The sequence below is a fragment of the Pelagibius sp. genome, assembly GCF_028289705.1.
GTDB lineage: Bacteria > Pseudomonadota > Alphaproteobacteria > Kiloniellales > Kiloniellaceae > Pelagibius.
This window is the reverse complement of sequence record NZ_JANQOI010000088.1, coordinates 1-13,938: the sequence shown is the minus strand read 5'-3', so window position 1 is coordinate 13,938 and position 13,938 is coordinate 1. Positions and strand designations below refer to the sequence as shown.

12 protein-coding genes are annotated in these 13,938 nt (G+C 67.9%); 2 read left to right on the top strand and 10 right to left on the bottom strand.

Annotation, left to right across the window (positions count from 1 at the left end):
• Positions 1-109: 109 nt before the first annotated feature.
• From hpnE to Q0996_RS11645, 6 genes are all read right to left on the bottom strand, one after another.
• The gene (gene hpnE / locus Q0996_RS11670; RefSeq protein ID WP_299619415.1) at positions 110-1,393 is read right to left on the bottom strand and encodes a hydroxysqualene dehydroxylase HpnE; all 1,284 of its coding nucleotides are present in this window, start codon (positions 1,391-1,393) and stop codon (positions 110-112) included.
• A gap of 4 nt (positions 1,394-1,397) precedes the next feature.
• Complete coding sequence (hpnD, locus tag Q0996_RS11665; RefSeq protein WP_299619412.1) at positions 1,398-2,255, bottom strand: presqualene diphosphate synthase HpnD; 858 nt, start codon at positions 2,253-2,255, stop codon at positions 1,398-1,400.
• An 8-nt stretch (positions 2,256-2,263) separates the two neighbouring features.
• Positions 2,264-3,148: a squalene synthase HpnC gene (gene hpnC / locus Q0996_RS11660; RefSeq protein WP_299619409.1), complete on the bottom strand. Its 885-nt coding sequence runs from the start codon at positions 3,146-3,148 to the stop codon at positions 2,264-2,266.
• On the bottom strand, positions 3,145-4,362 hold the full coding sequence (locus Q0996_RS11655) for a glycosyltransferase (RefSeq protein WP_299619406.1): 1,218 nt from the start codon (positions 4,360-4,362) through the stop codon (positions 3,145-3,147). The genes hpnC and Q0996_RS11655 overlap by 4 nt, the downstream gene beginning before the upstream one ends.
• A 100-nt stretch (positions 4,363-4,462) precedes the next feature.
• Positions 4,463-4,984 carry a PAS domain-containing protein gene (locus Q0996_RS11650; protein WP_299619403.1) on the bottom strand — a complete coding sequence of 174 codons (522 nt, stop codon included), beginning with the start codon at positions 4,982-4,984 and terminating at the stop codon, positions 4,463-4,465.
• A 145-nt stretch (positions 4,985-5,129) separates the two neighbouring features.
• Entirely contained in the window at positions 5,130-5,717 is a 588-nt protein-coding gene (locus Q0996_RS11645; protein WP_299619401.1) for an HD family hydrolase, read from the bottom strand.
• Between the two features lie 166 nt (positions 5,718-5,883).
• Between Q0996_RS11645 and phnX the strand changes: the two genes are divergently transcribed.
• Positions 5,884-6,696 (top strand): phosphonoacetaldehyde hydrolase, encoded by an 813-nt coding sequence (phnX, locus tag Q0996_RS11640; RefSeq protein WP_299619398.1) that lies wholly within the window; start codon positions 5,884-5,886, stop codon positions 6,694-6,696.
• Between the two features lie 12 nt (positions 6,697-6,708).
• Here phnX and Q0996_RS11635 read toward each other — a convergent pair whose 3' ends face one another.
• Both Q0996_RS11635 and Q0996_RS11630 read right to left on the bottom strand, forming a co-directional pair.
• Positions 6,709-7,707 carry a Gfo/Idh/MocA family protein gene (locus Q0996_RS11635; protein WP_299619395.1) on the bottom strand — a complete coding sequence of 333 codons (999 nt, stop codon included), beginning with the start codon at positions 7,705-7,707 and terminating at the stop codon, positions 6,709-6,711.
• 35 nt (positions 7,708-7,742) lie between these two features.
• Positions 7,743-8,690, bottom strand: coding sequence for an NAD(P)-dependent oxidoreductase (locus tag Q0996_RS11630; RefSeq protein WP_299619392.1), 948 nt, complete (start codon positions 8,688-8,690; stop codon positions 7,743-7,745).
• Positions 8,691-8,884: 194 nt separating this feature from the next.
• Here Q0996_RS11630 and Q0996_RS11625 point away from each other — a divergent pair, with 194 nt between their 5' ends.
• The gene (locus Q0996_RS11625) at positions 8,885-10,069 is read left to right on the top strand and encodes a mandelate racemase/muconate lactonizing enzyme family protein (RefSeq protein WP_299619390.1); all 1,185 of its coding nucleotides are present in this window, start codon (positions 8,885-8,887) and stop codon (positions 10,067-10,069) included.
• 85 nt (positions 10,070-10,154) lie between these two features.
• Here the strand turns inward: Q0996_RS11625 and glsA are convergent, their stop codons facing one another.
• Positions 10,155-12,293, bottom strand: coding sequence for a glutaminase A (glsA, locus tag Q0996_RS11620; protein ID WP_299619388.1), 2,139 nt, complete (start codon positions 12,291-12,293; stop codon positions 10,155-10,157).
• A gap of 95 nt (positions 12,294-12,388) precedes the next feature.
• A complete protein-coding gene (locus tag Q0996_RS11615; RefSeq protein ID WP_299619385.1) occupies positions 12,389-13,726 on the bottom strand; it encodes an ammonium transporter in 1,338 nt (445 codons plus the stop codon).
• Positions 13,727-13,938: the final 212 nt, after the last annotated feature.

Sequence of the window (13,938 nt, the reverse complement as noted above, 5' to 3'; positions counted from 1 at the left end):
GTGTGGGCGGGCGAAATGGATAGCGTGCGACTCGGGTAGTGATATAGCCGAATTGTGACCAAGCAGGCCTGCGGTGACAAGCCCCGGCACCTCGGAATTTGGGGCAAAATCAGGACTTTGCAAGTGTTTTGACGGCCGCAAGGCCGGAGCGGACGGCAGATTCGATGGTGGCCGGGTATCCGGTGTCGGTCCAGTCGCCGGCCAACGCCAGGTTGGGCCAGCGGGTCTGCTGCGGGGGCCGGCGGCGCAGGGCGTCCGGGGTCTGCGCCAAAGTGGCGCGGCGTTCCTTGATGATGCGGGTTATGGGCGCTGCGGCCGGATCGAGGCCGAGGGCCCTGGCGGTGTCGCGCCACATCCGTTTGGCAATCTCCTCCGCCGGATCGTCGGCCAGCGTTTCGGCGGCGCTGACCGTGAGGCTGGCCACGTCATCGCGCAGGAACAGCCAGTCGGCAGCCCCGCCCACCAGGCCCAGGATGGGCAGCTCGGGCGGCAGCCGCCGTTTGGGCACGGCCCCCTCGGGCAGGCGGATGTGGGCGTTGACAATGGGCCGGCTGTCTTCCGGCACGGTGAGGCCGGGCACCAGTTCGGTGGCATTGCCGGGCGGTAGTGCCAGCACCACCGCGTCCGCCGCGTCGAGCGCAATCCGCCGCTCGCCGAAAGTGAGCGCCGCGACCCCGGCGTCCGCGAACTCCAGGGCCCTCAATCTCTGCCCGAAGTGTACTTCGCCGCCGCGGTCTGCAAGCATCGCCAGAGCAGGGTCGACGAAGGTATCGCTGAGGCTGTGCCGGGCCACATAGGGCCGGCAGGCCGCGGCCCCCTTGGCGAAGGACTCCCGCACCACCAGCCACAACAATCTGGCGGAGGCCTCCCGGGGATGGGTGTTGAGGGCGGCGACGGTGAGCGGCACCCAGAAGCGCTCCCAGAGGGGGCCGTGAGTCCGCAGGCAGTCGGCGACGGTGGCGTCCCGCGGCGCGCGGGCCAGGCGCAGCGCGGCCAGATAGTCGCCGGCCGCGGTGCCGGGAATGCGCCGCCGGGAATCGAAGATCCACCAGGGCAGGGCCCCCCGGCTGGGCTCGACCTGCCAGGCCTCCCCGGTCTTCAGGTCGAGGAAGGGAAAAGCGGTGCGCTGCGGGCGGGTGACGCGGTCGCCGGCGCCGATCTGATCCAGGTAGGAGAGCGCCGCCGTGTTGGCCGCCAGCAGCATGTGGTTGCCGTTGTCGATCCAGCGGTCGAGCTTGGCGTCGTGGTAGGACCGGCAGCGGCCGCCGGCCTGGGCCGCTGCCTCATAGAGCGTGACCGGCCAGCCGCGCCGGACGAAGTCCACCGCGGCCGCAAGGCCGGCGATGCCGGCGCCGACAACATGCGCGCGGCGGGAGCCCCTGTCCGACGCCATGCGATCAGAATCCGTTCCGCAAGGCGATCCAGAGTTTCTCCGCCTTGGGCAGACTGACCCGCACCGACATGTCGCACCAGTCCTGATGCTGCAGGCGGGTCAGCAAACGGCGATAGACCGCCAGCATGATGCGCGCCGGGCGCATCGGGCCGCGCCCGCAGAGAGACATCAGCCGTTCGGCCTCCGCGAAACGCTCCTCGGCCATGACGGCCAGCGCGCGGCAGGCCGCCGGCAACCGGGCATCCTCCAACACGGCTGCGGGATCGCGGCTTGCGATGCCGTTGTGTTCGAGCAGCTCGCGCGGCAGATAGAGGCGACCGCGTCCGGCGTCCTCCCGCACGTCGCGCAGGATATTGGTGAACTGCAGGGCATCGCCCTCGGCCAGGGCCAGGGCCTTTGCCTCCGGCTCGGTGGCGCCGAAGGCGTGGACCGAGAGCACGCCGACCGCGCCCGCGACCCGCCGGCAATAGAGGCGGAAGGTCTCCATTTCCGGCGCGCAGATGTTCTCCTGCGCATCCATTTCCATGCCGTCGATGACGGCGTGAAACTCCGCTTTCGGCAAGCCGTAGTCTTCGACCGGCCGCAGCAGGGCCCTGGTTGTCGGCTGCCCAGGCTGCCCGGCATAGAGCCGCTCGATCTCTTCGCGCCAGTCGGCGAGCCGCGCAAGTTTCTCCACCGGCCTGCCGCCTTCGTCGGCGATGTCGTCGACCTCCCGGCAGAAGGCGTAGATGGCGTACATGGCCTCCCGCCGGGGGCGGGGCAAGAGGCGCATGCCCCAGAGGAAGGAGGAGCCGGAATCGGTGGCGACCTGGCGCACATGGGCTTCGGCGGCGGCAAGCAAGCCGTCGGAAGAACTTTGCATCGCCGTTATCATCCGCCCTGTCGTGCCGATTGTGGCCGGCCCAGGGCTCTTTGCAATTGCACGCCGAGAACCCCCTTGAGACCGCAGAGAACGAAGTCCGCGCGGCTGAGCGCGACCCGTCCGGCCAGCGGGTCGCCGCGCCGCAGCCGCACCGCAAGACGCCTGGCGAGGCGGACGATGACCGCCGATTCCATCGCCAGGCGGGCCGACCGCAGGAGTGCCGGGAGCTGTTCGGCCTCGTCCAACAGCACATCCACCCGGTCCAAGCAGCGGTCCAGGACGCGGCGTAGCCCGGGCGGTGAAGCGGCGAGTTCGAGCACGGTCACGTCCAGGCTTTCGGCCCGCAGCCAATCTTCCGGCAGGTAGACGCGGTCCAGGGCGCGATAGTCGTCCTGGCAGTCCTGCAGGTGGTTGAGAACCTGCAAGGCGGTGCAGAGTGCGTCGGAGCTGGCGTAACCCTCCGGGCTTTCGCCGTGCAGATCCAAGAGGTAGCGCCCGACCGGATTTGCCGACAGGCGGCAGTAGCCCAGCAGCTCACCCCAATCCGCGTAGCGCAGCTTCACCGCATCCTGCTTGAAGGCGGCGACCAGATCGCTGCCCCGGGCCGAAGGGACCGCCGTCGCCGCGAGACTGTCGCGAAGGCGCGCCGCCTTTTCGAGGCCGGGCCGGTCTTCGGAAGCGTCCAGCAGGGCGGTGTCGAAGAGGGAGAGGCGCGCGATCTTGTCTTCGGCGGAAAGCTCCGGGTTGTCCGCGATGTCGTCGATGGCGCGGGCAAAGGCGTAGTAGGTCGCGACGTGCGGGCGCAGGGCCGCCGGCAACAGCCAGGACCCGACCGGGAAGTTTTCATCCGCCGCGCCCTTGCCCGACGGGGTCTCCACCGCCGGCCTGGTCATCGGCCGCTCGATGTTACGGGGGACTGGTCTTGCGGGGCCGTCGCCGCGTGGGTCCGGCCCTTCCAGTGGCCGCCGACACCCCGCCAGTGGCGCCAGGCCGAATCGCAGGTCATGGCACTGTAGAAGGCCGCGGCCAGCGGCAGGAGGGGAGCCAGCCAGGGCGGTTGCCGGTAGAGCCGCAGTGTCGGCAGCAGGGAGAGGGCCATCAGCAGCCAGGCGAGCCCCGCCATCAGCGTCGTCGGGGCGCTGTGATGCCAGGGTGCGCTGAGCAGAAGCAGCGGCGGTGCCAGATAGGTGAGAGCCATGCCCAGGAGCGTACCGGCCAGCAGCAGGGGATTGTAGCGCAACTGCGTGTAGGCGGTACGCGCCACCATGGTCCAGATGGCCGAAAGCCCCTGGTAGGGCCGGATCGAGCGGGCTTCGGTGGCGAGGCCCAGCCAGATGCCGCCACTGGCGGGGCGGCGGCCGGCCTTGATACTGGCGGCCAGGCTGCAGTCGTCGATCAGCGCGCCGCGGATCGCATTCAGGCCGCCGACTGCCTGCAGCGCATCGCGCCTGACCAGGATGCAGCCGCCGGCCGCCGCTGCATCGCGCCTCTTCGGGTCGTTGACCCAGGCGAAGGGATAGAGCTTCTGGAAGAAGTAGATGAATGGCGGAATCAGTAGCCGCTCCCAGAAGGCCTCGCAGCGCAGCGCCACCATCAGCGAAACCAGATCTCGTGCCTCGGTTTCGGCCTTGGACACCAGCCAGCGCAAGCCGCCGGGCCCTTGGGCGATGTCGGCGTCGCTGAACCAGAGATAGCGGCAGTCCTCCGGAGCGGCCCGCAGACCCTGCTCCAGGGCCCAGAGCTTGCCGGTCCAGCCGGCCGGCAGGTCGGGGGCCTGCAGTAGCGACAACCGCTCGTTCTCTCCGTCAGCCGCGCGCAGGGCCGCCTCTGCGGTGCCGTCGCTGCTGTGGTCGTCGACCAGGATCACCGAGAAGGGGCCGGGGTAATCCTGCGCCAGCAGGGTGGGCAGGCTCTCGCCAATCACCGCCGCCTCGTTTCGCGCCGGGACGATGACAGCGACCGCCGGCCAGACCGCCGGTTCCCGGATGGCGCCGTCGGGGCGTTGCGCGCAGCGCCAGAACCCGCCCCGGAAGACCAGCAGATAGATCCAGATCAGGAGAGACAAACCGGCAAGGCTTGACAGCAGGACGATCAAAGGCAGTGGCACTCCGGTTCAGGCGGCGCAGGACTCAGTCTAGGCATCACATGAGAGACGGCAAGGCCGCGCTGAGGCCGCTGGCCGTTCGTTGCTCCTTCACTCGCCCGCCTTAGAGTTTCCGGGTTGTGACATTCTTGGGCTCGAAGTGGTCTTGGATGCGCAGGGGCGCGGACTTGTCGTTCGCACAGTCCGGTGTGCTCACCGTGGCGGAGAGCACCATGTTGATGTCTTGCTGGTCGTCGGAAAGTGGCAGCATGAGGCTCTTGATGTGGATCCTTTGGGCTTTGTCCGGCTGAAACCAGTTTTCCGAATAGATCGGCGCGAAGCCGTCCACCAGCGTCCTGAAGAGGCCAAGCAGATGGTCGCGATAGTGGCCATCGATGGCCTCGTCGACGAAACAGTTGGTCAGGGCGCAGCCGTACATCGCCTCCACCTTGGTTCCCGCCAGACGGCAGCGGAACCGTCCCGCCCGGTCGAGAACCTCGATCAGTGTCACGTAGGGCAGCAGCCGAGGAATGTCGATGGGATCGATGTCGGAGCGCGCCGGTGCCCTTCGGCCATTGGCGCAGCCGATCCAGTAGCGATGAAGCTCGACGAGCAACGGCTCGTCAAGCTGCTCCGTGAACGCCATGTAACCCGGTCCCCAAGGGTTCGACCGGGGGCTATCGATCAGCCCGCCGCCTTCTGTCTTTTTGTGGCATCGCCGCGAATCTGCGACTGTTGCGGGAGGAATTATAATCAACTCTCGCGGGATGACCAGAAATCTGCGGTTTTGATTAGACGCGCTTTGACAGATTTTGGTAACGCGCCAGGAAAAGGCGCTTGGCCTTTGGGGCCGGCCAGGGCGTCAAGGTCATGGATTCGAAGCGCTTATGCCGGCCGAAGAGGCGCCGGCCCTCGGTGATCGAGAACCCGGCGAGCTGGGTCGCTTCCAGGAAGGCTGCGCTGCGGTCAGCCTTCTTGATCAGTTTGGCGAGTGCTTCCGGCACCGCGCCGGTGAGACCGAAGCGCAGGCGAATGGCCGTCATCAGGCGCAACTCCAGGGCCTTGTAGTCCAAGCCGACCGCCGCCTTGAAGGGCGTGATCAGGTCGCCGATGACGTACTCCGGGGCATCGTGCAGCAGCGCGCCGAGCCGTTCGGCGGGCGATGCGCCAGGGCGCAGCTCGCCGACAAGGGTCTCGACCAGCAGCGAGTGCTGGGCAACCGAGAAGGCGGAGCTGCCGCTGGTCTGTCCGTTCCAGCGGGCCACCCGGGACAGCCCCTGGGCGATGTCGTCGATCTCGATGTCCAGCGGCGAGGGGTCGAGAAGATCCAGCCGCCGACCCGAAAGCATGCGTTGCCAGGCCCTTGCCGGTTCGGCCATGTCACCCTTTCCTCAGTACTATTGAGACGCGCTGGGCGACTTTGTCGCAGTTCGCCGGGGAACAGCCAAGGCCGATCCGCAGTGGCGGCGCAGATGTCCTATTCCGGAGCTTGCAACGGCGCACAAGCCATGCTGAAAGAGCGGCTCTAGCAGGAAAGGCGCTGAGATGAGCCTGATCAAGGCGGTGATTTTCGACTGGGCCGGAACGATGATCGATTTCGGCTCGCGGGCGCCCATGGGCGCCTTTGTCGAGGTGTTCGGGGAGTTCGGCGTCGACCTGACGGTGGCCGAGGCGCGGGGGCCCATGGGTCTGCCGAAGCTGGACCACATCAAGGCGCTGGGCGCGCTCCCGCGCGTCGCCGAAGCCTGGAAGGTCGCCCACGGCGGTGCCCCCTTCGACGACGCCGCAGCGCAGCGGGTCTACGACATCTTCGTGCCCTTGAACGCACGCATCGTCAGCGACTATGCGGCGCTGGTTCCCGGTGCCGCCGGCATGGTGGCGGACCTGCGGGGCCTGGGCATCAAGATCGGTTCGACCACCGGATACACCCGCGACATCATGGCGCCGGTGCTGCCGCTGGCCGCCGAACAGGGCTATGCGCCGGACAACCTCGTCTGCGCCGGCGATCTTGTCGCCGGGCGGCCTTCGCCGCTGATGATGTACAAGTGCTTCGTCGACCTGGGCGTCTGGCCGGCCTCTGCCTGCGTGAAGGTGGACGACACCGACCCCGGCATTGCCGAAGGCCGCGCCGCGGGCACCTGGACCGTGGGCGTCTCCCTCTCAGGCAACGAGGTGGGCCTGTCGGTGGAAGAGCTGGCCGAGACCCCAACCGAGGAGCGTGACCGCTTGAACGGCGAGGCCGTAGCGAAGCTGGAGACCGCGGGGGCGCACTACGTGATCGACACGGTGGCTGACCTGCCGGCGGTACTCGACAAGATCGAGGCCCGCATCGCCCTCGGGGAACGCCCCGACGCCTGACCGGACCCGGTTCTAGGGCTGCTCCCAACTGCCGCTTTCTTCCGAGCGGAAGAGGGCGTCGATGATCCGCATGTTCTGGATCGCATCGGCGATGCCGTAGGGCAGATCGCTCTCGCCCTGCACCACGGCGGCGAAGGCGTCGGCCTGCTCTGCGTATTGGTCGGAGGCGGCGATCGCCTGAACCTTGATGGTGCTGCCGTCCAGGTTGCCGCCGTCGTCCAGCAGGATGCGGGCAGGCTCGCCCTGGGGCGCGTTGAAGGGGATGACGATCTCCAGACGCCCGGCGGTGCCCACGATCTGAATGCGCTGATAGAGTACGACCTGGGTCGAGACCGTGAAGTCGACGCGCCGGCCCTCCGCAAAATCCAGGATGCCGGTGGTCAGACGGTCGGTGCCGAAGTCCGGGTCCCGTTCGATGAGGGCGAAGACCCTCTGCGGCTCGGCCTCGAAGAAGAACCGCCCGGCGACGATGGGATAGCAGCCGATGTCGAGCAATGCGCCGCCGCCGGTTTCCGGCGCGTTGCGGATATTGGCGGGGTCGCGGTTGTAGTAGGAGAAGAAGGCCTGGATGGCCCGCACCTCCCCCAGGCTGCCGGAGCGGATGGCCTCCCGCGCCCAGAGCCATTGCGGGTGGAAGCGCACCATGAAGGCCTCCATCACCGGCACCTTGCCGTCGATGGCCAGTAGCCGTTCGGCGTCGGTCCGGTCCAGGCCGATGGGTTTCTCGCAGAGCACCGCCTTGCCGGCGGCGGCAGCTTCCAGGGTGAGGTCGACGTGGAGGTTGTTGGGCAGGGGGTTGTAGACCGCGTCGATCTCCGGGTCGGCCAGGAGCTCCCGGTAGCTGCCGTAGGCCTTGGCGATTCCCAACTCGGACGCTGCTGCCTGGGCGCGGGCCAGGTCCCGCGAGGCGATGGCCGCCACGTGGCCGCGTTTGGAGCGCTGAATCCCGGGGATCACCTTTTCGACCCCGATCCTGGCGGTGCTCAGGACACCCCATCGCAGTTCGTCCATGGTCCTCGTTCCTCCGCTCGCCTGTCTGCCCTTGATCAGCCCTTTTGCGTTGAGGCCGCATCCGCGCCGCCCATGCCTTCCAGGACCTCGGGAAAGCCGGGCGCGCGCAAGGGCTCCTGGAGCTGATCTTCCAACAGTTTGACGGCCTGAGTCGACCAGGCCTCGTCGCCATAGGCGGCCATGGCCCGCTCGAAGATGTCGTTCACCAGATCCGCCATGGGCAGCGGCGTTTCGGATTCCCGCGCCAGCTTCGTCGCCAAGCGCAGGTCCTTCATCGCCAGGCCCAGGGTGAAGGCGCAGTTGTAGGAGCCGTTGAGCACGAGCTGGCCCTCGGTCTCATGGGCAAAGGAATTGCCCGAGGAGATGCGGATGCCGTGAAAGGCCTTCGCCAGGTCCACGCCGTTGCGCTTGGCCAGCATCATGGCTTCGCCGCTGGCCCAGAGATGAACGAAGGCCAGCATGTTGGTTATGACCTTGACGACGGACGCCGCGCCGATGGTGCCCATGTGCTCGATTTCTCCGCCCATGACGGCCAGCAGCGGGCGGTAGCGCTCGAAGACCGCTTCGTCGCCGCCCACCAGGATCGAAATCTCCCCGGTCCAGGCGCGGTTGGCGCCGCCGGTGATGGGGGCCTCGAGCACATCGAGGCCGCGGGCCGCCGCGTCCCCGGCGTAGCGGCGCATGTCCGCCTCGTCGGTGGTGCTCATCTCGATCCAGAGGCTGCCGGAGGCAAGCGCGGCCAGCAGGCCGTCGTCGCCCGGCACCACGGCGGTGACGGCGGCGGGGTTCGGCAGCGAGGTGACGGCCACTTCCGCGCTCTGGGCCGCCGCCGCAACCGAGTCGGCAAGGCGCGCGCCGGCCTGAACGAGGGGCGCCGCGCGCGCCGGGTCGAGGTCGAAGAGCGTCATCTCGTGCCCGGCGTTCAGCAGGTTTCTGGCCAAGGGGAAGCCCACATTGCCCAGACCGATAAAGGCGATTCGCATGTCCGTCCCCCTGGCCGCCGGTTCGCGATGGCGGGCAGGAGAGCCCGATCCCTCCGCTGCTGTCCAGCCTCTTAGCGACCTCCTGATGGCGCGTTTCTTGGCTTGACGCGGGACTCCGCGCCATCGCGTAATCGATCTCTTGCGATCCCGAGCCGCCGCGAGTCGCGGCCAACCGGGTGGGGGGAGTCCAACGCATGAAGATCAGCGCCTTCGAGGTCTTTGTCGTCGGCAATCCGCCGCCGCACTTCGGCGGACGCTACTGGGTCTTCGTGAAGCTGACCACCGACAGCGGCATAGAGGGCATCGGCGAGGTCTATTGCCTGCCCTTTCACCCGCGCGCGGTGGAGGCGATGATCGCCGACGTCTGTGAGCGCCAGGTGATCGGCAGCGATCCCTTTCGCATCGAGGACCTCTGGCGCCGGGTCTACGGCAGCGGCTACAGCCAGCGCCCGGACCCCTCCCTCATGGGAGTCCTCAGCGGCATCGAGATGGCCTGCTGGGACATCGTCGGCAAGGAGTTGAACCGGCCCGTCTACGACCTTTTGGGCGGAAAGGTCCACGAACGCCTGCGCAGCTATACCTATCTCTATCCCAAACCAGGGGAGGACGAAGAGGTCTACCTCGACCCGGACCTGGCGGCCGAGCGCGCCTGCGAATACCAGGCCCAGGGATTCACCGCGGTGAAGTTCGACCCGGCGGGCCCCTACAGTGTCTATGACCCGCGCCAGCTTTCCCTGGAGGCGCTGGAACGCTGCGAGATCTTCGTGAAACGGCTGCGCGAGGCGGTGGGGACTTCCTGCGATCTTCTCTTCGGCACCCACGGGCAGATGACTCCGGCCGGCGCCATCCGCCTCGCCAAACGCCTGGAGCCTTACGACCCGCTGTGGTTCGAGGAGCCGACGCCGCCGGAGATGCCCGAAGCTATGGGGCAGGTGGCGCGCGCCACCTCGATCCCGGTGGCCAGCGGCGAGCGGTTGACCACCAAGTACGAGTTTTCCGCCCTGCTGCAGGCCAAGGCGGCCGCCATCCTGCAGATGAACCTTGGGCGCGTCGGCGGCCTCCTGGAGGCCAAGAAGGTCGCCGGGATGGCGGAGACCTTCTACGCGCAGATCGCCCCGCACCTCTATTGCGGGCCGGTGGTCGGCGCCGCCAACATCCAGCTCAGCACCTGCAGCCCCAACTTCCTGATCCTGGAATCGATCCAGACCTGGGGCGGATTCCACGCCGAGATCCTGAAGCGGCCGGTGCGCTGGGAGGAAGGCTATGTGATCCCGCCCGAGGCGCCGGGTCTCGGGGTCGAACTGGACGAGGCCGTGGCCCGGGCACACCCCTACGAGGGCGAAGCCCTGCATCTGGAAATGAGCGAACGGCCGGGGTGATGCCCTGTGTGATCTCCGTGCCGCCATGGACCGCTTCGACACCCTCGGCTTCACGGTCATCAACCGCTACTGAGCCCAAAGAGCCTCAGGCCGAAACCCTTTGCCGCTTCTCCGGGCGCTTGGGCGCCGCGGTCTTGCCGTCCCGCCCGCCGTGACGGCGCAGCAGGTCGGCGACCGCCGCGCGGTCGTGCCGCAGCGCATCGTCCAACGGCGTGTTGCCCCAGCGGTCGCGCGGATTGACGTCGAGCTTCTGGGTGACGAAGTACTGGACGATCTCCGCATGCCCTTCGGCCGCCGCCAGGTGCAACGGGGTGCGCGCGTCATAGTCGGCAGTGTCCAGGGGCACGCCCTGGGCGACCAGCCGGCGGATGGTGACGAGGTCGCCGGTGCTCGCCGCCAGCACCAGCTCTGCGATCTTGTGGGAGTCGGCCTGTAGCCCGTTCGTTCCGGTGCAGACGCCGGGGCTGACCGCTGTCCCGAGCTTGCCCCGCTGGCCGCCGGCGCGTTCCAACAGCGCGATGATCTCTGCATTGCCGTGCAGATGGGCGTCGTCCAGGGGCGTGCCGCCCCAGCGGTCCCGGGGGTTGAGGTCAATGCTCTGGAGACCGGCGGCCTGCTGCTCGATGAAGAACTTCACCACCTCCGGCTGGTTCTCCGCGGCGGCCAGGTGCAGTGGCGTGCGCAGGTCGTAGTCGGCGGAGTTCAGGTCGGCGCCGTGCAGCAGTTGATCGCGCATGGCGCTGAGGTCGCCCTTGCTGGAGGCCCAGATCAGTTCGTTGACCTTCACCGCCTGGCGCTGGATCTGGCTGACCCTCGGATCCTTCTTCTCCGAGAGGCCGGTCAGGTTGTCGTAGTTGTGGAAGTTGAAGGTCTCCACCAGGCGGCGGCAGAACTCCAGGCCGCGCACCGAATTGCCGATCTCATCGAGCCGCGGCGACCAGGTGCAGATGCCCAGCACGTTCGGGACGACGATCATGATCGCGCCGGAGACTCCGCTCTTCGCGGGCAGGCCGATGGTGAAGGCGAATTCGCCGGAGAAGTCGTACATGCCGCAGGAGGACATCAGCGACAGGCAGGACTGCACGGTCGTCGGCTGGAACACGCGTTGGCCGCTCACCGGACAGATGCCGCCGTTGGCCAGGGTCGCGGCGACCAGGGACATCATCTGGCAGTTCAGCTCGATGGAGCAGCACTGGAAATAGAAGTCCAGCACGTCTTCCAGCTCGGCGCCGGCGGGGAAGGCATTCTTCTCCCGCATGTAGTAGCCCAGGGCGAAGTTGCGGTCGGCGGTCGCCCGCTCGGAGAGGTAGACCGGCGTGCTGAAGCGGGGTTTCTCGCCGCCGCAGAGCGCCTGCCAGGTTTCCATGACATGGTCGAAGCGGGCGCCGGACCAGCCCCGCGCCTCGAGGTCGCCGAAGGCGTAGCGCATCTTCTTGTCGCGCTTTTCCTTATGCTTGATCAGCGCGCAGCTCATGATCGCACCGGCGTTGATCATCGGATTGTGCGGGCGGTTCTGCTTGTCGAGCACCAGCTCGTTGAAGCTGCCGCCGCTGGGCTCATGGCCGATGAAGGAATGCACCGTCTCGGCGCCGTGCTCTTCCAGGGCGAGGCAGTAGCTCACTGGCTTGCAGACCGATTCAACCGGAAAGAACACCTCTGCATCGCCGGCGGCGTGGCGCTGGCCGTCGATGCTGCAGACTGCCAGACCGAACTGGTCCACGGCGGGCTCGGGTAGGTTGAGCTGCGGGATGTAGTCCGCAGGTTCGCCGGAACGGTTCTTGCGCGTTTCCTGGAACAGCGCATCGATCTCCCGGGCAAAGGCATCGAAATCGGGGATCACCAGGTTGCCCTGGAGTGCCCGCTCGATCAGCAGGATGTTGTGGCGGATGGCCCGGAAGAATTCATCCTTGGGAATGCCGGGCTCGGGCTCTTCCTCCCGCGCCGCCGTGGCGGCGCGGTGATGGGCATCGAGGGCGGCCATGCTCTCCTGCAGGCGCGGGTCGTCAGCGGAGAGGCCGACCTGCCGCAGCACCTGCTCCAGGTCGCTGCGCAGGACCTGATGGTCGTTGTCCAGATCGAGGGCGCGGAAGAGCATCTCCTCACGGCCGTCAAGCGCTTGATCGGTCTCGACGTCTATGCCGTCGGCCTTGCGGCCGACCAGGCTGGCGAAGTTCTTCCGGCCGTTGGTTTTCGAGGGTCTGTCCGCTGCGGTCTTGCGTGACATGGGTCTGGTTCCTCGGGTGGTTCGCGGTTGTTAGGTGCCGGGGGTGGAGGCCTTGAGATCCTCCACCCCTCAGCTTTATGTGCGGCTGTCGGGGTTCAGCGCTGCGGCAGGCCGAATTCCGGATAGGCGCGCATGCCGGTCTCGGCCTCGTCGACGCCCTGGGTTTCCGCCTCGGCGCTGAGCCGCAGGCCGACCAGGGCCTTCAGGATCAGCCAGACAGCGGTGCTGCTCGCCACGACGAAGGCGCCGATGGCGATGACGCCGATGGCCTGGGTGACGAAGCTGGCATCGCCGTTGGTCAGCGGCACCGCCATGGTGCCCCAGATGCCGGCCACCAGGTGGACCGGGATCGCACCGACGACGTCGTCGATCCTCAGGCGGTCCAGCAGCGGCACGGTCACCACCACCAGGGCACCGCCGATGCTGCCGATCAGCAAGGCCGCGCCGAGGGTCGGGGTGTCCGGCCCGGCGGTGATGCTGACCAGGCCGGCCAGGGCCCCGTTCAGCGCCATGGTCAGGTCCACCTTGCGGTCCAGGATCTGCGACAGGCCCATGGCCGCCAGCACGCCGCCGGCCGAGGCGATGGTGGTGTTGGCGTAGATGTTGGCGATGGCGATGGCGTCGCCGGCCGATCCCAACGCGAGCTGCGAGCCGCCGTTGAAGCCGAGCCAGCCGAGCCAGAGGATGAAGGTGCCCAGGGTGGCCAGCGGCAGGGAAGACCCCGGCATGGCCGCGACCCTGCCGTTCTCCAGGTACTTGCCGCGGCGCGCACCGACGATGATGGCCCCGGTCAGGGCCGCCCAGCCGCCCACCGAGTGGACGATGGTGGAGCCGGCGAAGTCGGCGAAGCCCAGCTCGGACAGCCAGCCGCCGCCCCACTGCCAGGCGCCCTGAACGGGATAGATCACCGCGGTGAGCACCGTGACGAAGGCCAGGAAGGGCCAGAGCTTGATCCGCTCGGCCAGCGCACCGGAGACGATCGAGGCCGCCGTCGCCACGAACACCATCTGGAAGAACCAGTCGGAGGAGGCGGCATAGCCGGCGGAGAAATCGCCGTCCAAGGCGGCGCCGTCGTCCGCGCCCCACCAGCCCGGATTGCCGATCAAGCCGCCGTCGACGCCGTCGTACATCAGGTTGTAGCCGACCAGGAAGTAGGTAACCCCGGCGATGGAGAACAGCGCCAGGTTCTTAAGCAGGATGGTGGTCACGCTCTTGGTGCGCACCAGGCCCGACTCGAGCATGGCGAAGCCGGCGGCCATCCACAGCACCAGGGCGCCATGGATGAGGAAGGAAAAGGTGTTCAGGACGTAGGCCGTTTCCGAACTGACCTCCGCCTGGGCCGGCGCGGCCGTCGCCAGGGCAACGAGCGCGGCGGGGATGGCGATGCGGAGCCCGCGGCAACCACGGTTCCGACTTTCAGGACTAGCCCGCATTTCTCGCCACCTCCATGGTCTGCGCGGTGGCGTGCTGTCGACAGGACAGGAAAGCCGCGCAGCGCGATGTGGGGCATCGGGCAAGCGGCTTGACGCAGCCTGTCGACAGCACGGCGCCGCCCCCCGGGTCGTGTGCAGGGGGGTCGTGTTCAGACGCCCGTCCGCGGCGTCGCGGCCCTCAACCGTAGTCCCCGCTACGCTTTTCGGACCGC

Bases quoted from the DNA above. Each gene is read 5' to 3' on its own strand.
- Q0996_RS11615 (WP_299619385.1), bottom strand. From the start codon at position 13,726: ATGCGGGCTAGTCCTGAAAGTCGGAACCGTGGTTGCCGCGGGCTCCGC.
- Q0996_RS11645 (WP_299619401.1), bottom strand. From the start codon at position 5,717: ATGGCCGAACCGGCAAGGGCCTGGCAACGCATGCTTTCGGGTCGGCGG.
- phnX (WP_299619398.1), top strand. From the start codon at position 5,884: ATGAGCCTGATCAAGGCGGTGATTTTCGACTGGGCCGGAACGATGATC.
- Q0996_RS11635 (WP_299619395.1), bottom strand. From the start codon at position 7,707: ATGGACGAACTGCGATGGGGTGTCCTGAGCACCGCCAGGATCGGGGTC.
- Q0996_RS11625 (WP_299619390.1), top strand. From the start codon at position 8,885: ATGAAGATCAGCGCCTTCGAGGTCTTTGTCGTCGGCAATCCGCCGCCG.
- hpnC (WP_299619409.1), bottom strand. From the start codon at position 3,148: ATGACCAGGCCGGCGGTGGAGACCCCGTCGGGCAAGGGCGCGGCGGAT.
- hpnE (WP_299619415.1), bottom strand. From the start codon at position 1,393: ATGGCGTCGGACAGGGGCTCCCGCCGCGCGCATGTTGTCGGCGCCGGC.
- hpnD (WP_299619412.1), bottom strand. From the start codon at position 2,255: ATGCAAAGTTCTTCCGACGGCTTGCTTGCCGCCGCCGAAGCCCATGTG.
- glsA (WP_299619388.1), bottom strand. From the start codon at position 12,293: ATGTCACGCAAGACCGCAGCGGACAGACCCTCGAAAACCAACGGCCGG.
- Q0996_RS11650 (WP_299619403.1), bottom strand. From the start codon at position 4,984: ATGGCGTTCACGGAGCAGCTTGACGAGCCGTTGCTCGTCGAGCTTCAT.
- Q0996_RS11630 (WP_299619392.1), bottom strand. From the start codon at position 8,690: ATGCGAATCGCCTTTATCGGTCTGGGCAATGTGGGCTTCCCCTTGGCC.